Source organism: Peribacillus simplex NBRC 15720 = DSM 1321 (assembly GCF_002243645.1).
Taxonomy (GTDB): Bacteria; Bacillota; Bacilli; order Bacillales; family DSM-1321; genus Peribacillus; species Peribacillus simplex.
The window spans coordinates 2,719,953-2,739,691 of sequence record NZ_CP017704.1 but is presented as its reverse complement, the minus strand read 5'-3'; the positions used below and the strand labels follow the sequence as shown (position 1 = coordinate 2,739,691).

Genomic DNA, 19,739 nt, shown 5'->3' with positions numbered 1-19,739 from the left:
ATCCCTCCTCATTATCTATGAAACTATCATCCTTGCTTTGGCACTTCGATTAGTATGGCATCTCCCTGCCCGCCGCCACTGCAGATCGCTGCAATGCCTAATCCTCCTCCACGGCGTTTCAATTCATGCATCAGCGTGATGATGATGCGTGCCCCGCTCGCCCCGATTGGATGACCTAATGCAACAGCCCCTCCGTTAACATTCACTTTTCCCGGCTCAATGTTGGCAATTTTCCCACTGGCGAGTGCCACAGCTGCAAATGCTTCGTTCACCTCAAATAGATCAATATCCTCTATAGATTTACCCGTCTTCTTCAGGAGTTCATTTATAACCAAACCTGGTGTCTTAGGGAAGTCCTTCGCCTCTACAGCCACTTCAGCATGAGCTAATATATAAGCAAAAGGCGTTTTCCCTTCTTTTTCCGCACGTTCCTCACTCATCAATACAAGTGCTCCTGCACCATCATTGACGCCTGGTGCATTTCCTGCCGTTATGGTGCCCTCGTTATTAAAAGCTGGGCCTAATTTAGCTAACTTCCCAGCAGATGTATCTTTTCTTGGGGCTTCATCATGTTCAATGGTGATTGGTTCGCCTTTTCTAACCGGGACGTGTACGGCAACGATTTCTTCCGCAAGAATGCCGCCATCGATGGCTTTTATCGCTTTTTGATGACTTTCATAAGCCCAGCTATCCTGTTCCTCCCGGGAGATTTCAAGATCCTCGGCCGTGCTGTTTCCGTAAGTGCCCATATGAACGCCTGTAAAGCTGCAGCTAAGTCCATCCGAAATCATTGTATCCTTCAGCTGTGCATCACCCATCCTTAAGCCCCATCTCGCTTTTGGAAGAATATATGGTGCATTGCTCATCGATTCCATCCCACCGGCAACAATGATTTCTTCTTCACCTAAGCGGATGATCTGATCAGCCAATGTAACACTGCGAAGTCCTGATGCGCACACTTTATTGATCGTTTCTGTTTTCACTTCCCAAGGCATGCCGGCATGACGAGCCGCCTGCCGTGACGGTATTTGTCCTTGGCCCGCTTGAAGTACATTTCCCATGATGACCTCGTCTACCTGGCTGCCTTCAATCCCTGCCCGCTCAAGTGCCTCTTTGATTGCTATTCCGCCAAGCTGTGATGCTGTCAAACTGCTAAGACCTCCGCCAAATTTACCAAAAGGTGTTCTCACACCACTAATAATCACTGTTTTTGCCATCATTATTTCCTCCTTTAAGTAACATTGATTGAACGCTCGCTCAATATGGAGTTAAAAAAATAGTTTTGTAAGCGCTTAATATCATCTTACATAATTTTTACATAAATTAAAATATTTAGTTTTTAAATAATAAAAAATTGCCTGCTTCCATTTGATCCGTTCCATATAGAAGCAGGCAATTCCATTTTAAATTAAGAGGCAATCGACTTGTTTTCACCAATGACCGCTTTTTCGAGTAGTTCAGCTACATCATACGTTTTAACATTTTCCTCAACTTCTTTTGCTTTCGTCCCATCAGATAACATGGTCAGACAATAAGGACATCCTGAACTGATCACTGTTGGACTTACGGCTAGCGCTTGTTCGGTACGGGCCACATTAATGCGGTTTCCTGTTTCCTCTTCCATCCACATCAAACCGCCTCCAGCTCCACAGCACATACCCTTTTCACGGTTACGCTCCATCTCAATAAGTTTCACACCATCAATGGATTGTAAGATTTCACGCGGCGGGCTGTAAACTTCATTGTACCTTCCCAAGTAACAGGAATCGTGGAATGTAATCGTCTCATTCACCGGATACTGAGGCACCAATCTGCCTTCACTGACAAGTTTGGCTAACAGTTCGGTATGATGATACACTTCCGCTTCCAAGCCAAAATCTGGATACTCATTTTTGAAGATATTGTATGCATGCGGATCGATCGTTACGATTTTCTTTATTTCATTCTTCTGGAATTCTTCTATATTTTTCATTGCAAGCTCCTGGAAAACAAACTCATTACCCAATCGACGGGGAGTATCCCCTGAGTTTTTCTCCTTGTTTCCGAGAATTGCAAATTTGACGCCCGCTTCATTCAATAATTTAGCAAAGGAAAGGGCAATCTTCTGGCTACGGTTATCGTACGACCCCATTGAACCTACCCAGAATAAATACTCGAATTCTTCGTCTGCCTTTTGTAATTCCTTCACGGTAGGGACGCTGACATCTTCCCGAAGGCTTCGCCAACCTTCTCTCTCTTTACGGTTCAGTCCCCACGGGTTTCCTTGTCGCTCTATATTCGTCATGGCACGTTGCGCATCAGGATCAAGTCTGCCCTCTGTCAACACTAGATAACGGCGCATATCGATGATTTTGTCGACATGTTCATTCATTACAGGGCATTGATCTTCACAGTTCCGGCAAGTGGTACATGCCCAAAGTTCTTCTTCCGTAATGACTTCACCAATCAGGCTCGGACTGTAAGCTTCGGTTGCTGCAGCAGATTCCTGCGCCCCCTGCGCGGCACCAGCCAAAGCAATCTTATTTCCGTTCGTATTTCCAAAAACAAAGGATGGCACCCATGGCTGCTTCGTTGTAACGGCAGCGCCTGTATTTGTTAAATGGTCACGCATCTTGATTATGATATCCATCGGTGACAGCATTTTACCGGTACCTGTAGCCGGGCACATATTCGTACAGCGCCCGCACTCCACGCAGGCATAGAAGTCCACCATTTGATACTGCGTCAAATCTTCTATATATTTGGCACCGTAATATTGATTGCCTTCTTTGTCGAGAACCTCTTCTTCCAAATCAACCGGTTTCAATTTCCCCGGATTGTCCAGGCGATTCAGGAATACATTTATCGGACCGGCAATCAAGTGAGCATGCTTAGATTGCGGGATATAAACAAGGAAAGATAATATGATCAGTAAATGCAGCCACCAAGCTACATAAAAAACGACTGTTGCCGCTGTTGTCCCCATCCAGCCGAATAGGAAAGCGATGCTTGATGCGACTGGCTCTGACCAAGTTGCATCGTGTCCATGCCAGATCATTCCCATTCCATTCCCCAGTAATACGGTAATCATGATACCGGTAATGAAGATGACAACCAAACCTGCTTTGAAATCCCTTTTCAAGCGAACGAGCTTTTCGACATAACGGCGGTATGCCGCCCATAGGATTGCAACAAGAACGGTAAGCGTCACAATTTCCTGGAAGAAAGTAAAGGCCGGATAAACAGGGCCAAACGGTAAATGCCACCCCGGTCTTAAGCCTTTAACGAAAAAGTCAAGTGCCCCAAATTGCACTAAGATGAAACCATAAAATAACATGGCATGAATGATCCCGCTCTTTTTATCTTTAAAGAGCTTCTTCTGTCCAAATACATAAACCCCTATTTTAACAAGACGATCTTTCACACGGTTATCGAATTCCACTTTTTTGCCCAGTTTTATATAAGCTATACGAGTCTTTATCAAATAGACAAACAAACCGGCGGCGTAAGCGGTTACAAGCAGGAACGCAACTAAGTTGATCCACAGTAAACCATTCATTTCCATGCAGTCTTTCCCCCTCTTTGGTAAATTGAAAAATTGGCATTTTTCTGAAATTTGATTAATTCCATTATATAATGAATGAGCATTCAGTCAACTTTTTTCTTTCTAAAACGATTTAATTTTTCTGGACCTTAATTATATAATTCGACAATTCCGTGAATTACCCTTCTGCATTCTAAAAAAATGAGGCCCCTTTCCCCGCTTTTTAATGGTTACTAACAGGGAATTAGAGCAAAACTAAATATAATCATTTAGGGGGGATTTTTTTTGAAGATAATCACTACGATTGCCTCTATATTTTTATTGATCTTCTCTTGGTGCTGGGTTGATCTTAAGGTAGGGCATAAGCGTTATTTGAAGCACGCAACCAACATTAAATTTCCGCCTCGGAACAGCGACATGACTGTATTCACATCAGGGAAAATCCTGTTTGATGATTATATGAAGGAAGTCAAGCAAGCTCAGGATTCCATCCATATCCTTTTTTATATTGTAAAAAATGATAAATTCAGCAAGGACTTTTTGAAGTTACTTCAGGCAAAAGCGGAAGAGGGCGTGGAAGTGCGGCTTTTAGCCGATTGGGTAGGAAGTAAAAAGATGTCCCGCCAAACCATTCAGGAGCTAACTAAAAGCGGCGTTCATTTTTCTTTCAGCTTTAAACCGAAACTCCCCTTCCTTTTCTATACAATACAAAAAAGAAATCACCGTAAGATCACGGTGATAGACGGAAAAATCGGCTATCTTGGCGGCTTTAATATCGGTAAGGAGTATATAAACCAAGGGGAGAAGCTGAACCCGTGGAGAGATTACCATTTAAAAATGACCGGGGAAGGTGTAAAGGACCTTCAGGAAGTCTTTCTCTCGGATTGGTTCTATGATACAAACGAGGATTACAGGGGAACACCTGCCTATTTCCCGACATTGACTCCCGGGACGCAGGCACATCAGGTTGTCGTCACGAATGGCAGTGATCTTGAACAGTCACTGACACACATGATTAAGCAAGCCAATAAAAAAATCATCATCGGGACTCCATACTTCATTCCCAGTGATACTTTACTTCAAGAATTAAGGGAAGCACTTGCACGCGATGTTTCCGTTACGGTCATTGTACCTGAAATTTCTGACCATGCCCTTGTTAAGGAAGCTTCTTATCCCTACTTCAGGGTACTATTAAAAGAAGGGGCAGAAATCATGCAATTTCAAAGAGGGTTCTACCATTCTAAAGTGATCCTGATTGATGATATAATGTGTGATATCGGTACGGCTAATTTTGATAAACGCAGTTGTTTTTTAAATAGTGAAATCAATTGTATCGTATTTGACCGGACATTTATAGAAGATGTAGAGAAGGAGTTGGCAGTAGACCTTGCCGAATCGAAGCCGCTAAACGAGGACACGCTTTCCAACATGAATGTAGTCCGTTCAGCAAAAGAATCGCTGGCTTCCATCCTTTCTCCTTTTCTTTGACATCCCGTTGTTCAAGGAGAAAAATATAATGAAAATAAGATTTGGATTTGTATCCAATGCCACCTGTTTATGGGAAGCTTCTCCGGCTAAGACACTTACTTTCAAGCGATATAACACACTTGGCACAGAAAAAGGAATGGAAAAACTCCTGGATGTGACAAGGCAGAACATTGAAAATACCTTAAGGGTCCTTCAATATAACACGGCACATCAAATAGAAATATACCGAATGTCCAGTTCCATTGTCCCTTTAGCCACACATCCCGAAATAGAATGGGATTTCGTCACTCCTTTTAAAAAAGAGTGGAAACAGCTTGGCGATTGGGCCACTGCACACAAGATGAGGATCAGCTTTCACCCCAATCAGTTTACGCTGTTTACCAGCCCTAAGCACGAGATTACACAAAATGCTGTAAAAGATATGGAGTTCCATTATAAAATGCTTGATGCAATGGGCATTGCTGACACCTCTTTCATCAATATCCATGTCGGTGGGGCCTATGGTGATAAAGAGTCCGCCCTTGTAAGGGTTCATGACAACCTTAAATCGCTGCCTATGCACGTCAAGGAAAGAATGACTTTGGAGAATGATGATAAAACCTATACAGCATCTGAAACCTTGAGCGTATGTAAGAGGGAAGGCATCCCACTAGTATTCGATTACCACCATCATCTCGCAAACCTTTCAGATGAGCCGCTTAACGAGCTGCTCACCGAGGTATTCACAACTTGGAGTCTGGCAGGGGTGGTACCAAAGATTCATATTTCATCCCCAAAATCGGCAGGTGAATTTCGCTCGCATGCAGATTATATCGATTTGGACTTCATCATGCCCCTTTTTAAAGTGCTTAAGGATCTTGGACAGGACGTGGATTTCATGATCGAGGCCAAGATGAAGGACCGGGCAATGTTGCAGCTGATTGAAGATATAGCTAAGGTTCGTGGTGTAAAAAGGGTGAGCGGCGGTGCCGTCGAGTGCTAATTAACCTAAAAAAAAGCGGCTGTTTCGCTAGAAACAGCCGCTTTTTCCATTACATTTTTTCCGGTGCAGAAACCCCGATTATAGCTAATGCATTCTTTAAAGTAATTTGGACGGATTTGACCAGTCCTAGACGCGCCTTACTTCTTTCCATCTCTTCAACATCCAAAACCTTATCTGCATTGTAGAAACTGTGGAATGTAGAGGCCAGGTCGAATATATAATTCGTCATTCGGTGAGGCATCCGTTTTTCGGCTGCTTCCGCTATTGCCTGCGGGAACTCTCCTAATTTCTTCAAAAGCTCCACTTCTTTTTCAGTAGATAGGGCAGAGAAATCAGTGACTCCTTCATAGCTGATCCCTTGTTCCACACCTTGTCGTAAAATGCTGGAAATACGGGCGTGGGCATACTGTGCATAATAAACCGGGTTTTCATTGGACTGTGATACCGCAAGATCCAAATCGAAGTCCATATGAGTATCCGCACTTCTCATCGCAAAGAAATAACGTGTTGCATCCAGTCCTACTTCATCAACAAGGTCACGCATCGTAACTGCTTTACCGGTACGCTTACTCATCTTCATTTTCTCGCCATCCTTGTACAGGTGAACAAGCTGGATGATTTCCACTTCAAGCTGCTCGCGTTTGTACCCTAATGCTTCGATCGCTGCTTTCATACGCGGTATATAGCCGTGGTGATCTGCACCCCAGATATTGATCAGCGTTTCAAAGCCGCGCTCCAATTTATTACGGTGATAGGCAATATCCGGTGTCAGATATGTGTAAGACCCATCCTGCTTAATAAGCACCCGGTCTTTATCATCGCCTAATTCCGTAGAGCGGAACCATGTAGCCCCATCTTCCTCGTAAACATGGCCCCTTTCCCTCAACACTTTGAGTGCTTCATCAATTTTACCGTCTTGATATAGGGAGGTTTCGGAGTACCATACATCAAATCCGACACGGAAATTACCCAAGTCCGTTTTCAGTTTTTCCATTTCATATTTCAAGCCGTACTCACGGAAAAATTCAAAACGTTCCTTTTCATCGGCATTTACATATTTATCCCCATATTCACTGGCAAGCGTCTTACCGATGCCAATGATATCTTCGCCATGATAACCGCCCTCCGGCATATCCTTTTCGAGGCCAAGTGCCTGGAAATAGCGGGCTTCTATGGAAATGGCCAAATTATTAATTTGGTTTCCTGCATCATTGATATAGTATTCACGTGAAACATCATAACCTGCTTTAGACAGGATATTACATAACGTATCACCTACTGCTGCACCACGGGCATGACCAAGATGGAGATCACCGGTCGGGTTCGCGGAAACGAACTCCACTTGGATTTTTTCGCCTTTACCAAAGTCACTTTCCCCATATGTTTCATCCACTTTCAAAATGACAGGAATCAATTCTGTCAAATAGGAATTATTCATGTAGAAGTTGATGAAACCAGGTCCTGCAATTTCAATTTTTTCGATGGATGCTTTTGAGTTGTCAAAGTTTTCGATGATTGCCTCTGCTATCATCTTTGGCGCTTTCTTTGCAATCTTCGTTAATTGCATGGCCATATTCGTGGAATAATCTCCGTGTGTTTTATCTCTTGGCAGTTCCAATACAACATTTGGAATCTGATCTTCCGTTGCTAAATCAGCTTTAATGACTGCCGCTTTAATCTCTTCTTTCAGTTTTTCCTGTACCTCTTTTACTATATTCATGCGCTATGCTTCCTCCTTGTAGGAAATCGTCATCTCATATTGACCGGGTTCGCTTCCCTGCATATGTAACGTATATTTAAGGACAAGTTTCCCTTGTTTGGTCTGCTCATCCCATTGATGATGTATCTTCTTCGCGGTCGTCCGTAATCCTAACCTGCCATATATACTTTCATAATGTCCATTTGTCGCTTCCTGCAGGCGGAAAAGCTGCCTCATTTTAATGGCACCATTTCTAAGCAGGATCGTTTCATCCGGTTTGTGCTTAATGGTCGTTTGTGTTTGACCGACTTCGTTTTCCTCTTTATATTGCAAATATAAATCTGCACCTTTATACATTTTTGTACCAAATGTGACCAGCTCATACGTTTCTGTTTCTGAGCCATGCTTGATTTTCGTCTGTAAAGTTACTTTAATGGCCTGCTTATCTATATCATGAAGAGTCAAAGCTACACTTCCTTCATCATGTCGTTCTTAACTTTATAAGTATAAATATTCTTCAAGGAAGTTTCAACTTGGAGCGGAAAATAAAGTGTAAATCACAAATAGTGAGGATAAAATGTCGACATCATGTTGTTGCAATTCATTTGATTTTAACGCAATAATGACTCATTGGGGCGGAATTATTCAAAAAGAGTCCCTCAGATGTAAAGTTCTTTTCGGAATGGATAAAAAAAGACCATTCCCACTAAAAAACAGGAACAGTCAAGTCTTCCATCCATTAACCTTTTTGAACCCAACCTAAAATCATTTCGCGAATCAGCTTGCTCGCCGTGTTCGCAGTTTGCTCGGATGGATCATAAATCGGTGCGACTTCAACTAAATCGCAGCCGACTACATTAATTTCAGACCGTGCTATCTCATGAATCGAAGCTAAAAGCTCTTTGGAAGTGATGCCTCCACAATCTACGGTGCCTGTTCCCGGCGCGTGCGCAGGGTCAAGAACATCGATGTCGATCGTCACATATACAGGACGACCAGCTAACTGCGGCAGTATTTCTTTCAGAGGTTCAAGAACTTCAAATTTAGAGATGTGCATGCCATTTTCTTTTGCCCATTGGAATTCTTCCTTCAAACCGGAACGAATGCCGAAAGAGTAAACATTTTTCGGGCCGATAAGCTCTGCGGATTTACGAATGATGGACGCATGGGAAAGCGGCTCCCCCTCATAATCCTCACGTAAATCTGTATGGGCATCCATATGGATGATGGCCATATCCGGATACTTTTTGTACATGGCTTTAATGACAGGCCATGTAACAAGATGTTCCCCTCCCATACCCATTGGGAACTTACCTGCATCCAACACGCTGTCGACAAATTTTTCAATCATATCGATACTGCGCTGCGGATTGCCGAATGGTAATGGAATATCCCCGGCATCAAAGAATTTAACTTCCTCTAATTCACGATCTAAATACGGGCTGTACTCTTCCAAACCAATCGAAACTTCACGAATCCGGGTAGGGCCGAAGCGAGAACCCGGGCGGAAACTTACCGTCCAGTCCATCGGCATTCCGTATAGCACAGCTTCCGATTCCTCAAAAACAGGGTGACTTTTAATGAATACATTGCCTGAATAGGCTTCATCGAATTTCATGGTCCATGCCTCCCTTATTTCACTAAATCTTGAACGAATTTAGGCAGAACGAAAGCTGCTTTATGAAGTTCTTTTGTATAATATTTTGTTTCTATTTCATGGAAACGGTCTTCTGTCACTTCTAATGGATTATATTTCTTCGATCCGATCGTGAACGCCCAAAGGCCGCTTGGATAAGTTGGGATATTCGCTAAATAAAGGCTAGTGATAGGGAATATTTCTTTCACATCACGTTGTACATCACGAATTAAGTCCGCTTTAAACCAAGGATTGTCTGATTGTGCCACAAAAATCCCGTCTTCTTTCAAAGCTTTGGAAATCCCGGCATAAAAACCTTTTGTGAATAAATTGACAGCAGGTCCGACAGGTTCAGTTGAGTCAACCATGATCACGTCATATTCGTTTTCACTTTTGGCGATGTGCATGAAGCCATCCCCAACTTGTACGTCTACACGCGGATCTTCAAGCATGCCTGCAATTTCAGGTAGGAATTTCTTTGAGTATTCGATAACTTTTCCATCGATATCCACCAATGTAGCTTTTTTTACGCTTGGGTGTTTTAGGATTTCACGGATAACTCCTCCGTCCCCTCCTCCTACAACCAAAACGTTTTCTGGATTAGGATGGGTAAATAAAGGAACATGGGCTACCATTTCATGGTAAACGAATTCATCGCGCTGTGAAGTCATTACCATGTCATCCAGCAATAGCATATTGCCCCACTCTTCCGTTTCAATCATATCAAGCTTTTGAAACTCAGTTTGCTCCGTATGTAAAGTACGATTCACTTTCATCGTAATACCAAAGTTCTCTGTTTGTTTTTCAGTAAACCAAATGCTCATTTATTAACGCTCCTTTTCCATTTCATATTGTCAGTCACCTTATAGGTTCCCCAAAATCGGTATAGTCATTAGCTAGAAAAATTATAGACGAATCTAGCAGAATTGCAAGATAAATTTCTTAAATGCAGTTCTTATGTTTAAAATTTTCTTTTTTTTCCATAATAGTAATAGATGATAGATTCTTACATGATAAGAGAGGTGAAAGCAATGGAATTGATTCCAAGCGAACGATTTAAAAGGACAACTAAATATGTACGGGCCTTCATTATCCTTGCCACAATCGGGCTCACAATACTCTTTGTATTGCTTCTCTCTTTACTGATTTATGCAAAAATATTAGGTCCGCCTCCTTTGGTCGTGCCACAGTCCACTCTCTATTATAGTGATAATGGAAATGTGATCGGTGAAACAGATAATGGCCAGAAACGTTATTGGGCCGGAATGGAGTCGATTTCACCACAGCTCATCAAAGCGACTGTCGCCGTTGAGGACCGTCAATTTTACACTCATTATGGATTTGATATAAAGCGGATCGGCGGTGCAATCCTTGCTGATATTAAGGCAATGTCCAAAGTCCAGGGGGCAAGCACCATTACCCAGCAGTATGCCAGGAACCTGTTTCTTGGGCATGACAAAACATGGTCGCGTAAACTTAATGAGGCCTTTTATACGATACGTTTAGAAATGAACTACTCCAAAAAGGAAATTCTAGAAGGCTATTTAAATACGATTTACTACGGACATGGCGCATATGGAGCCCAAGCTGCAAGTCAATATTACTTTGGTAAGGATGCCAAGGATTTGAATCTTTCTGAAGCGAGCATGCTGGCCGGAATACCAAAAGGGCCGTCAAACTATTCTCCATTGGATAACTTTGAAAAAGCGAAATCAAGGCAGAAAGTTGTCCTGCAAGCCATGAAAAGCAAAAACTACATTTCAGGAAAAAATATTGCGGAAGCGTTGCGAACATCCCTAACATTAAAGGGTGAGCACGGAACGGTCACCAATAAGACCGCTCCCTATTTTCAGGATGCCGTCAAGCAAGCTTTAAAATCTCAGCTTCATTTAGATGACCGGACGATCGAGCTGGGCGGGCTTAAGGTCTATACCACACTGGACGAAACCCAGCAGGACGCTGCCGAAGAGGTTCTTTCCAATACCATACCCAAGTCTTCAGGCATTCAAGCCTCGATAGTGGCAATGGATCCGGATACCGGGGAGGTCCGTGCGCTGGTCGGCGGTAAAGATTATTCCGAGTCGCCATTCAATCGAGCTACACAGGCCGTTCGCCAGCCTGGTTCAACCATGAAGCCATTGCTATACTATTCAGCGCTGGAGAATGGTTTTACACCGTCCACCACCTTAAAAAGCGAGACAACTACATTTTCTTTCGATGATGGTCACTCATCTTACACACCGCATAATTACAACCATCAATATGCGGAAGGCGAAATTACTATGGCTCAGGCCATTGCTCTTTCCGATAATATCTTCGCCGTAAAAACGCACTTGTTCCTTGGGGAACAGTCATTGGTCGATACCGCGCATCGTTTCGGCATCACGGCAAAGATGGATGCCGTTCCTTCCCTGGCACTCGGTACGTCAGGTGTAAGGGCGATTGAGATGGTGAACGCATACAGCATTCTGGCTAATGGCGGAAAAAAGGTTGAACCCGTGTTTATCAAAAAGGTTGAAAATCAAAAAGGTGAAGTGATTTTTGATGAAAACGAGAAACCGGAACAGATTCTGGATGAGGACAAGGCATTTGTCATGACCCAGATGCTTACAGGGGTTTTTGACGAAACCTTAAATGGCTATACGAAAGTGACCGGGAGCACCATCAGTTCCCAGCTGACCCGCCCATATGCTGGCAAATCAGGCTCCACCCCGACTGATAGCTGGATGATTGGTTACACACCGGAGCTTGTAGCAGGAGTATGGACTGGATATGATCAAGGCAAAAAGATCGAGATCCCTGCTGAAAAAGGCTATGCAAAGAAAATCTGGGCTTCCTATATGGAAAAGGGCCTACAAGGGAAACCGGCAAAATCGTTTAAGGAAACCGAAAACGTAATCGGGGTAAACGTGAATCCCGTAAGCGGAAAATTGGCCACAAAGGATTGTCCTGTCTCAAGATTGACTTATTATGTTAAAGGAACCGAACCTGTCGAATACTGTGCCGAGCACTTTAAGGGTGAGAATCCGAAACATGCCCCAAAAGAAGAAGAACATAAAAAGGCCCCGTGGTACAAAAAAGTCTTAAAACCTTGGGGATAACGAAAAACCCCCGAAGCCGGCAGCGGCTTCGGGGGTTTTTCTGTCCTAGTTCCACAGTGACTAAACTGCTGTCTTTAAGTTTACTGATTTTATCGCTTTCCTACAAGTGCATTTTTCACTAAACTTAACATTTCATCCATTAAACGAGATTCAAACCGTCAATGACTCCTTCAGCTGATCTGAAGAACGCTCCCACATTCCTGCATCATGGTTTTTCAGGAAGTCAGCAAGCACACGTTTTGATTTATCGTCCATATCCTCGACGATGATTTGTCGTTTCAGCGATTTATCCATCCGGTTAACATGCTCCGGAAGCGATTTGTAACCGCGTCTAATTGACCTGTCGACCATCATTTCACATGCTGTCACACCTGCATAGTGCGGACCATTTTGAGTGGCTTCAATGGTCACCCAAACAAGCCAGTACGGTTTGGCATTCGGGACTTCTTCTTTAGTCTTTAAAAACTTGATCCCTTTTTCCACCACACTTCTTGCATGCATCGCGCCGATATCGACCTCTGCTTCACCTGCATCCACATCGATGATGACCGGAGAAATATTATCGAGCGTTAAAACCCCTGCTCCATATCCTCCATGACCTTCTGTCGGGTCGTTTTTTATAATATTGAAGCCTACCTTTTTCTTTGGTTGTTCTTCCATGTTTGTATCCCCCTTTATCGTTTGTCATTCTTTATTATTGGTTAAAAAAACAAAAGTGAAAAAAATTGACTCAAGGTGCCTCCTACAAATAGAATTCCAGTATCCAAAATCGGCCTTATTGTATATTGACTCAGCGGTGTGATGATCAGAATCAAAAAAATCAGGGAGCCATATTGTTCATACTGGGTCATTTTTGCCCGTAAGTCTGCGGAAACAAGATCCTGGACGATCCTATAACCATCGAGCGGCGGCAGCGGTATCAGATTAAATACAAATAAAAGGACATTTAAATTTATGAGTATATTTAAGAAGGGCTCGACGAAAAACGGTAAATCAGGTCCAGCGCCTGCCGCAAGCAACCCGTAAAAAATTAAATACCCTAAAATTGCAACGATCAAATTACTGAACGGACCGGCAAAAGAGACGAGCACTCCTGCCAACTTTGGATTCTTGAAATGGAAACGATTAACCGGTACAGGTCTCGCCCAACCGAATCCGGCTATTAATATCAACAATGTTCCGATCGGATCCAAATGAGAAATCGGATTCAATGTGACTCTTCCTTCATTCTTTGCAGTCGGGTCACCGAACTTATAGGCCACATAGGCATGCGAAAATTCATGAACCGTAAATGCGATTAACAGTGACACAATGACATATGGAAGCTTTTCCAAAGGATAAGCCAAAAACCGTTCTATTTGATCAAAAAATTGCATCGATAGCTTCTCCCCTATTGTTTATTACCGTTAGTATACATCAAAAGTTCAAGAAGTGAAAAAACTCTGACTTCCGTGTCTTGCAATTCTTTTTCCATTGTGAAACACTACAAGATAAGAGATGAAGGGGGGGAAAGAGATGCCATATGTAACAGTCAAAATGCTTGAAGGCCGTACAGACGAACAAAAAAAGGCTTTAGTCGAAAAGGTGACTGCAGCCGTTACGGAAACAACTGGAGCACCAGCTGAAGCCGTGACGATTTTCATTGAAGAAATGTCAAAAAATCATTTAGCAGTAGCCGGTGTCCGTAAAAGCGATTTATAAGATTTACATAATGGGGAAAAGCTAAGCCATCAATTCGGCTTAGCTTTTGTTTTTAACTGCTCAATATATTCATATGCCTCATCAATTTCTTCAAGCGTATATTTTTGTTTGCTTTTCAGCGTGAAAATTTTCTCGGTGACTTCCTCTTTTTCAAGCGTGTCGAAGTATAATACCGTTGAAACCAGCTCCAAAAACCTGGCATTCTGTTCGTTCATATCCTGTAAGCATGCCTCAAGTGCCGGCATCTCCACTTCCTGTATGGATAGGAAATCCTGGCCGGCATCCGTTATCGAATAACAATATTGATAATAACCTGCTTTTTTTTCCCTTACTTCATTCAAGTAACCCATTTCGCAGAGCTCTTCAATCCGTAAGGTCAACTCCTCCGAATACGGTCCATAAAAGTGAAACTGAAACTTTTCATGAAATGGGAAGGACAGCTTCTTCGCGATATAAACGATTTTTTGTAATTTTTTTCGACCCGAGATTTCACCGGCAGTAGAAATTGCATTGATAATATTTGCATGATCCTTAAACAAGGCTCGTCACTCCTCACCAAAAATGTACCACTTTAATCCGATAGCTCCAAAAGCCTACGAATCTGTTTTTTTATATTTTTCTTCGTAGATTCATCACGCAATAAATCCGCTGGATAATACAACTTATGATCCGTTCTTCTTTTCCCAGAAATTGCATCGACAATTTCGGATTCACGTGATAATTCACGAATTTCGCCATTATTTTTCAGCAAGTGGATCGGCAGTCTCTCCTCTTCCTCACCTGGCCGGTAAAAATCATACGGCAGATCTGATGAAGAATCGACGACAAGATAATAATCCGGATCGATGCCTGCCTTCTTGAATAGCGTCCTTAATTCCATTAATCTGTTCATTTGACTGTTCGATGGATGGAATTCCACATATTTAAATAGTTTACGGTTAACAAAGCGAGTGCATAAATCTTTTAAAATCGCATCGTTTTCCTCTTCCCATGCTTCGAAATAATAGAGCATCACCGCTTCATCCATTTTCAAATAGTCCGTTAAAGTCACTTCTCCCTTGAACAATGAATAAAAATGGTGCGGTTCTTGAGCAAACTCATAACCGGATTCATATAAATGTTTCGCTCTATGTAGAATCTTGGTAAGTATGACCTCCGCACTTCTCGTAACTGGATGGAAATAAACCTGCCAATACATTTGGTAGCGACTCATGATATAATCCTCAACCGCATGCATCCCGCTTTGCTTTATGACGGCATGTTCTTCCCTTGGCCTCATTACACGCAAAAGCCTTTCCATATCGAAATGTCCATAACTCACGCCAGTGAAGTAAGCATCACGCTGTAAATAGTCCATTCTATCAGCATCGATCTGACTTGAAATCAGGCTGACTACTAATTTGCCTTTATAGGTTTTCGCAATGACTTCTGCCACTTTTTTTGGAAAATCACGCCCAACTCTAAGGAGGATCTTATTCACTTCCGTATCGCCGACGATTATCTGCTGCGTGAATTGCTCATGATCCAGGTCAAACACTTTTTCAAAAGAATGAGAGAAAGGACCATGCCCCAAATCATGCAGAAGGGCTGCGCACAAGGATAGTAACCGTTCCTCAGGTTTCCATTCCGGTCTGCCCTCGAATACATCATCCACGATTCTCCTGACAATCTCATATACTCCAAGCGAATGGCTAAGCCGACTATGTTCCGCACCATGAAAGGTTAAATAAGTCGTTCCTAGCTGTTTGATCCTTCGAAGACGCTGGAATTCCTTCGTCCCTATTAAATCCCATATAACCCGGTCACGAACATGTATATATCGGTGCACCGGGTCCTTGAATACTTTTTCTTCTTGTAATTTTTCGCCGGAATATTCCATGAACTACCCTCTTTTTCATAATCTCGATGCACTCATTATAGCGTGTTTTGACAAAAAACCCTAACTTCCCCCTTGCTAGAAAGAGGGGTCATTTTGTAAGAAAACGGAAGTTCCTGTCCGATTTTGTCTCGAAAATAAAGAAATAAAAAATCACCGCAGTGTGTCGAATCTGGGTGATGATTACTTGTTCCATTTATCAAAAGCAAAACATCCACTCTAACTATATCTCATGGATCCTACTTTAGTTTTTTATTGATTTTATCTAGTAACTCGTCTTCTGTCGGTGCAGCAACTGGACGGTTATTGACAAAGGCAAAAGACTTCTTTCTGCCAGGACCGCAATAGGATTGACAGCCCACTTCAATTTTCGCGTCGGGATCAAGCTTTTCAAGACGCGGGATCAATGTTTTAATGTTTACCGCCAAGCAGTCATCGCACACTCTGAATTCATTGGACATCCTCCGGTCACCATCCTTTCCATGACAAACTATTTTTCATCCATTTATATGACTAAAGGGTATTTTACCGTTTCTAATTATGAATATCAAGAGGGCTGAATGATGTGATAAGGAAAGGGCAGCCGCTGGAAAAGGATATAATTAGCCAAAAAACTAGTATCCTTTTAACCTTTTTGTATAAAAAATCCAGATTTTGTCCAAAATGCTAGTAGAACACTCCATAAATCACTGCCACACGATATTTTATATAGTTATTTATTTTAAAAGTTACCAGAAAGGGAGTATGTAGAAATGAAGGTTCGTCAAGACGCCTGGACAGAAGAAGATGATTTACTTTTGGCAGAAACGGTATTGCGCCATGTGCGGGAAGGCAGCACTCAGCTTAATGCTTTTGAAGAGGTAGGAGATAAGTTGAATCGCACCTCTGCAGCATGCGGATTCCGCTGGAATGCGGTTGTCCGCCATAATTATGACAAAGCGCTTTCCCTTGCCAAGAAACAGCGTAAGCAGCGGCAAAGGATCCTTGGAAAAGATCAAGGAGGGAAAAAACGGCTTCTTTATACACCGCCGTCCCCAACGATTTCCGACATAATGGTTCCCCATGTACAAGAAGAGGAACTAGAGTTGAAATCCGAAGTCGATACTACCAATTATGAAGCAGCAGAGGAATTCGTTGTGGCTGAAGCCCTCGCTCCTAAGACACAACACACACCAGTAACTTCGGAAACGGCCATGAGCCTTGATACCGTCATCGCCTATTTGGAATCTATGAACGGCCGCATGCTTCAAGCCGAAGTATTAAAAACCGAAAATGAAAGATTGAAGCTTGAAATTAAAGGGCTGAAAAAGCGAAACGAAGAATTGGAGAATAAAATCAGCCACCTAGAACAAAACAGCGGCTTGATGCAGGAAGATTATGAAACTTTGATGAATATCATGAATCGAGCAAGAAAGCTGGTCTTGTTAGAGGAAGAAGAACGTCCGGCAACTAAGTTCAAGATGGACCGGAATGGCAATTTGGAAAAAATGGCCGAGTAATAAGATAATGTGGGGTTCAGTTATATAGAATAACCACATGCCAAAGGTCGTTTCACCCATGTTTATCCGAAAAAGGGAGCCAACAAGGCTCTTTTTTTCATTGCTTCAAGAAAGAAGGAATAATATCTCTCAGGACGTCGCTGTCTATCATACAGGCCTTTTACAGTTTCAGTGAATGCTAAAGTCGTATTAAATGAAAGAAGAAGCCGTTCCTGAATTACTGGAACGGCTTCTTCTTTCATATCAATCCTTTAATGCATCGAATACTTTATCATTGCGTTCCACCACTCTTGTCAAGTATGCCTCATACATCGGCCATTCCTGAACGGAAAGAGTGTCAGAGAATATCCTTTCGCTATGTTCCTTCAATACATGTAGGAATCTGAGCATAACGTCCTGAACACTCAATTGCACTCCCAACAATTCCGTTAGGGATGCCATTACCGAAGGGACGATATCAGGATAAGCGAATTTGGTTTCTGCATTTCCTTTAGCTGCATCATAAAAACCCTTCACGAGACTGGCACGTTCAGCCCCGCTTCCATTGACACACAAATAGATTTGCACCGCTACGCCATTGCGAATCCTGCGTTGGGATATACCGGCAAACTTTTGCCCATTTATACTTAAATCATAACTACCAGGACAATATGAACCGACGATTTCCCTTGCCTCCATCGTGACTGGGAAATCGGAAAACATCAATTGGACAAGCCCCCACATAGCATCATATCCACGATTGATTTCAATTTTCTGTTCGTTTTCAGGAAAAATGAGCGAAAAATTAAGGACCCCCTCATCCAGCACGACCGCCAGCCCTCCGGAATTCCTCACGATGGCCTGAAAATCGTGTTCTTCTAAATGTTCCAAACCCTTTTTAAGAAAAGGCAACTTCGTATCCTGTATACCCATGACGATGGTTCGATGGTGTACCCACGCCCTGGCTACTGCCGCTGATTTACCTGACCCAACGGAAGCGCAAAATGTATCATCCATCGCAAAGGACTCCAGAGCAGGAAACTGAGGTCCAACGGAAGATTGATCAATAATCCTCCACTCTTGCTGCATTAATAATGAATCTGTCTCACCCATACGAATCTCCCTCTACATTTAATCCTCAAGCTGCTATTGATACTGCGCCACAAACCCCTGTGCCGCTGTAATGACAGCCAGTTTATATACATCCTCTTCACTGCATCCCCTCGAAAGGTCATTCACCGGACGATTCAGCCCCTGAAGGATCGGACCGACCGCTTCGAAGCCACCCAAGCGCTGTACCATCTTATAGCTAATGTTCCCTGCTTCGAGACTTGGGAAAATAAAAACATTCGCATCCCCCTGAATAAGGGAATCCGGCGCTTTTTTTCTTGCTACCGAAGGAACGAAAGCCGCGTCAAACTGAAATTCCCCATCAAGAATGACTTCAGGGTCCATTTCTTTTGCCAAATCGACAGCATCAACCACTTTTAAGGTCTCGGGGGATGTTGCCGATCCCTTCGTCGAAAAGCTCAGCATCGCCACACGCGGTTCGATATCGAACATTAGTGCAGTCTTCGCACTTTCTATAGCAATTTCAGCCAGGTCTTGGGAATCGGGGTTTATATTGATTGCACAATCCGCGAACACATATTTTTCTTCATCCCGGACCATGATGAATACTCCCGATGTTTTTTGGACGCCTGGCTTTGTTTTAATGATCCTTAAGGCGGGACGAACCGTATCGGCAGTCGAATGCGTTGCACCACTCACCATTCCATGTGCCAGTTTCATATGGACGAGCATGGTTCCAAAATAGTTCTCATCCATTAAGATTTCACGAGCTTGTACATCGGTCGCTTTACCCTCACGGACCTTCACGAACGCTTCAACCATATCATCCATCATGATATAATTCTTCGGATCATATATTTCGATTGCATCAAGGGATATTTTTAAATCTTTTGCCTTCTCTTGAATCAACCCGATATCCCCGATCAATACCGGTGTCACCAGTTTAGCTTTGGCAAGCCTGCCTGCCGCTCCCAAAATCCGTTCATCCAACCCTTCTGGAAAAACGATCTTTAAATTATGCCCCATAATTTTCGATTCCAATATTTCAAATAAATCACCCATTGGCTCTTCCTCCTTTTTAGATACGTTTCCCCTATCTTTTCTATATTTAACCATTCGGTGAAAATCCATAGTCGTCTTCTTTTAAGAATACTCTAGCAGCCAGGTAAATTCCAGCCACTTTG

Annotated in this window: 19 protein-coding genes; 5 read left to right on the top strand and 14 right to left on the bottom strand. The window is 42.8% G+C overall.

Annotated elements, in window-relative coordinates:
• Window positions 1-26 precede the first annotated feature (26 nt).
• The gene (locus BS1321_RS13100) at window positions 27-1,217 is read right to left on the bottom strand and encodes an acetyl-CoA C-acetyltransferase (RefSeq protein WP_063234181.1); all 1,191 of its coding nucleotides are present in this window, start codon (window positions 1,215-1,217) and stop codon (window positions 27-29) included.
• A gap of 191 nt (window positions 1,218-1,408) precedes the next feature.
• A complete protein-coding gene (locus BS1321_RS13095; RefSeq protein WP_063234323.1) occupies window positions 1,409-3,538 on the bottom strand; it encodes a (Fe-S)-binding protein in 2,130 nt (709 codons plus the stop codon).
• A gap of 270 nt (window positions 3,539-3,808) precedes the next feature.
• Here BS1321_RS13095 and cls point away from each other — a divergent pair, with 270 nt between their 5' ends.
• Window positions 3,809-5,011: a cardiolipin synthase gene (cls, locus tag BS1321_RS13090; RefSeq protein ID WP_063234182.1), complete on the top strand. Its 1,203-nt coding sequence runs from the start codon at window positions 3,809-3,811 to the stop codon at window positions 5,009-5,011.
• A 28-nt stretch (window positions 5,012-5,039) separates the two neighbouring features.
• Window positions 5,040-5,993 (top strand): UV DNA damage repair endonuclease UvsE, encoded by a 954-nt coding sequence (gene uvsE, locus BS1321_RS13085; RefSeq protein ID WP_063234183.1) that lies wholly within the window; start codon window positions 5,040-5,042, stop codon window positions 5,991-5,993.
• 49 nt (window positions 5,994-6,042) lie between these two features.
• Here the strand turns inward: uvsE and argS are convergent, their stop codons facing one another.
• The 4 genes from argS to speE form a co-directional block, all read right to left on the bottom strand.
• Window positions 6,043-7,713 carry an arginine--tRNA ligase gene (gene argS / locus BS1321_RS13080; protein WP_063234184.1) on the bottom strand — a complete coding sequence of 557 codons (1,671 nt, stop codon included), beginning with the start codon at window positions 7,711-7,713 and terminating at the stop codon, window positions 6,043-6,045.
• 3 nt (window positions 7,714-7,716) lie between these two features.
• On the bottom strand, window positions 7,717-8,157 hold the full coding sequence (locus BS1321_RS13075) for a YwiB family protein (RefSeq protein WP_063234185.1): 441 nt from the start codon (window positions 8,155-8,157) through the stop codon (window positions 7,717-7,719).
• A 274-nt stretch (window positions 8,158-8,431) separates the two neighbouring features.
• The gene (gene speB, locus BS1321_RS13070; RefSeq protein WP_063234186.1) at window positions 8,432-9,310 is read right to left on the bottom strand and encodes an agmatinase; all 879 of its coding nucleotides are present in this window, start codon (window positions 9,308-9,310) and stop codon (window positions 8,432-8,434) included.
• A 14-nt stretch (window positions 9,311-9,324) separates the two neighbouring features.
• Window positions 9,325-10,152, bottom strand: coding sequence for a spermidine synthase (gene speE, locus BS1321_RS13065; RefSeq protein ID WP_053348438.1), 828 nt, complete (start codon window positions 10,150-10,152; stop codon window positions 9,325-9,327).
• Window positions 10,153-10,359: 207 nt separating this feature from the next.
• On the opposite strand from speE, the gene BS1321_RS13060 reads away from it, so the two are divergent.
• The gene (locus tag BS1321_RS13060; RefSeq protein WP_063234187.1) at window positions 10,360-12,429 is read left to right on the top strand and encodes a transglycosylase domain-containing protein; all 2,070 of its coding nucleotides are present in this window, start codon (window positions 10,360-10,362) and stop codon (window positions 12,427-12,429) included.
• 150 nt (window positions 12,430-12,579) lie between these two features.
• Here the strand turns inward: BS1321_RS13060 and BS1321_RS13055 are convergent, their stop codons facing one another.
• Window positions 12,580-13,089 (bottom strand): YwhD family protein, encoded by a 510-nt coding sequence (locus BS1321_RS13055; protein WP_063234188.1) that lies wholly within the window; start codon window positions 13,087-13,089, stop codon window positions 12,580-12,582.
• Window positions 13,090-13,130: 41 nt separating this feature from the next.
• Window positions 13,131-13,805 carry a site-2 protease family protein gene (locus BS1321_RS13050; protein ID WP_230159669.1) on the bottom strand — a complete coding sequence of 225 codons (675 nt, stop codon included), beginning with the start codon at window positions 13,803-13,805 and terminating at the stop codon, window positions 13,131-13,133.
• A 139-nt stretch (window positions 13,806-13,944) separates the two neighbouring features.
• Here BS1321_RS13050 and BS1321_RS13045 point away from each other — a divergent pair, with 139 nt between their 5' ends.
• Complete coding sequence (locus tag BS1321_RS13045) at window positions 13,945-14,130, top strand: 2-hydroxymuconate tautomerase (protein ID WP_034315897.1); 186 nt, start codon at window positions 13,945-13,947, stop codon at window positions 14,128-14,130.
• A 29-nt stretch (window positions 14,131-14,159) separates the two neighbouring features.
• Here the strand turns inward: BS1321_RS13045 and BS1321_RS13040 are convergent, their stop codons facing one another.
• The 3 genes from BS1321_RS13040 to BS1321_RS13030 form a co-directional block, all read right to left on the bottom strand.
• Entirely contained in the window at window positions 14,160-14,669 is a 510-nt protein-coding gene (locus tag BS1321_RS13040) for a YwgA family protein (protein WP_034315899.1), read from the bottom strand.
• A 32-nt stretch (window positions 14,670-14,701) separates the two neighbouring features.
• Window positions 14,702-16,009, bottom strand: coding sequence for an HD domain-containing protein (locus tag BS1321_RS13035; RefSeq protein WP_063234189.1), 1,308 nt, complete (start codon window positions 16,007-16,009; stop codon window positions 14,702-14,704).
• A 236-nt stretch (window positions 16,010-16,245) separates the two neighbouring features.
• Window positions 16,246-16,467: a YuzB family protein gene (locus tag BS1321_RS13030; protein ID WP_048683566.1), complete on the bottom strand. Its 222-nt coding sequence runs from the start codon at window positions 16,465-16,467 to the stop codon at window positions 16,246-16,248.
• Between the two features lie 291 nt (window positions 16,468-16,758).
• Here BS1321_RS13030 and BS1321_RS13025 point away from each other — a divergent pair, with 291 nt between their 5' ends.
• Complete coding sequence (locus tag BS1321_RS13025; protein ID WP_063234190.1) at window positions 16,759-17,505, top strand: RsfA family transcriptional regulator; 747 nt, start codon at window positions 16,759-16,761, stop codon at window positions 17,503-17,505.
• 62 nt (window positions 17,506-17,567) lie between these two features.
• On the opposite strand, the gene BS1321_RS13020 is transcribed toward BS1321_RS13025, so the two are convergent.
• From BS1321_RS13020 to pta, 3 genes are read right to left on the bottom strand one after another with little or no spacing between them, the layout of a single operon-like run.
• Window positions 17,568-17,747: a hypothetical protein gene (locus BS1321_RS13020; protein ID WP_063234191.1), complete on the bottom strand. Its 180-nt coding sequence runs from the start codon at window positions 17,745-17,747 to the stop codon at window positions 17,568-17,570.
• A gap of 1 nt (window position 17,748) precedes the next feature.
• Window positions 17,749-18,597, bottom strand: coding sequence for an octanoyl-[GcvH]:protein N-octanoyltransferase (lipL, locus tag BS1321_RS13015; RefSeq protein WP_063234192.1), 849 nt, complete (start codon window positions 18,595-18,597; stop codon window positions 17,749-17,751).
• Window positions 18,598-18,630: 33 nt separating this feature from the next.
• Window positions 18,631-19,617: a phosphate acetyltransferase gene (gene pta / locus BS1321_RS13010; protein ID WP_063234193.1), complete on the bottom strand. Its 987-nt coding sequence runs from the start codon at window positions 19,615-19,617 to the stop codon at window positions 18,631-18,633.
• Window positions 19,618-19,739 lie beyond the last annotated feature (122 nt).

Excerpts from the sequence above, each read along its gene's own strand:
- BS1321_RS13035 (WP_063234189.1), bottom strand. The coding sequence starts at position 16,009 with ATGGAATATTCCGGCGAAAAATTACAAGAAGAAAAAGTATTCAAGGAC.
- BS1321_RS13030 (WP_048683566.1), bottom strand. The coding sequence starts at position 16,467 with ATGTCCAATGAATTCAGAGTGTGCGATGACTGCTTGGCGGTAAACATT.
- uvsE (WP_063234183.1), top strand. The coding sequence starts at position 5,040 with ATGAAAATAAGATTTGGATTTGTATCCAATGCCACCTGTTTATGGGAA.
- BS1321_RS13050 (WP_230159669.1), bottom strand. The coding sequence starts at position 13,805 with ATGCAATTTTTTGATCAAATAGAACGGTTTTTGGCTTATCCTTTGGAA.
- argS (WP_063234184.1), bottom strand. The coding sequence starts at position 7,713 with ATGAATATAGTAAAAGAGGTACAGGAAAAACTGAAAGAAGAGATTAAA.
- lipL (WP_063234192.1), bottom strand. The coding sequence starts at position 18,597 with ATGGGTGAGACAGATTCATTATTAATGCAGCAAGAGTGGAGGATTATT.
- BS1321_RS13055 (WP_063234188.1), bottom strand. The coding sequence starts at position 13,089 with ATGGAAGAACAACCAAAGAAAAAGGTAGGCTTCAATATTATAAAAAAC.
- BS1321_RS13100 (WP_063234181.1), bottom strand. The coding sequence starts at position 1,217 with ATGGCAAAAACAGTGATTATTAGTGGTGTGAGAACACCTTTTGGTAAA.
- speE (WP_053348438.1), bottom strand. The coding sequence starts at position 10,152 with ATGAGCATTTGGTTTACTGAAAAACAAACAGAGAACTTTGGTATTACG.
- pta (WP_063234193.1), bottom strand. The coding sequence starts at position 19,617 with ATGGGTGATTTATTTGAAATATTGGAATCGAAAATTATGGGGCATAAT.
- speB (WP_063234186.1), bottom strand. The coding sequence starts at position 9,310 with ATGAAATTCGATGAAGCCTATTCAGGCAATGTATTCATTAAAAGTCAC.
- BS1321_RS13045 (WP_034315897.1), top strand. The coding sequence starts at position 13,945 with ATGCCATATGTAACAGTCAAAATGCTTGAAGGCCGTACAGACGAACAA.
- BS1321_RS13025 (WP_063234190.1), top strand. The coding sequence starts at position 16,759 with ATGAAGGTTCGTCAAGACGCCTGGACAGAAGAAGATGATTTACTTTTG.
- BS1321_RS13060 (WP_063234187.1), top strand. The coding sequence starts at position 10,360 with ATGGAATTGATTCCAAGCGAACGATTTAAAAGGACAACTAAATATGTA.
- BS1321_RS13020 (WP_063234191.1), bottom strand. The coding sequence starts at position 17,747 with ATGAAAGAAGAAGCCGTTCCAGTAATTCAGGAACGGCTTCTTCTTTCA.
- BS1321_RS13095 (WP_063234323.1), bottom strand. The coding sequence starts at position 3,538 with ATGAATGGTTTACTGTGGATCAACTTAGTTGCGTTCCTGCTTGTAACC.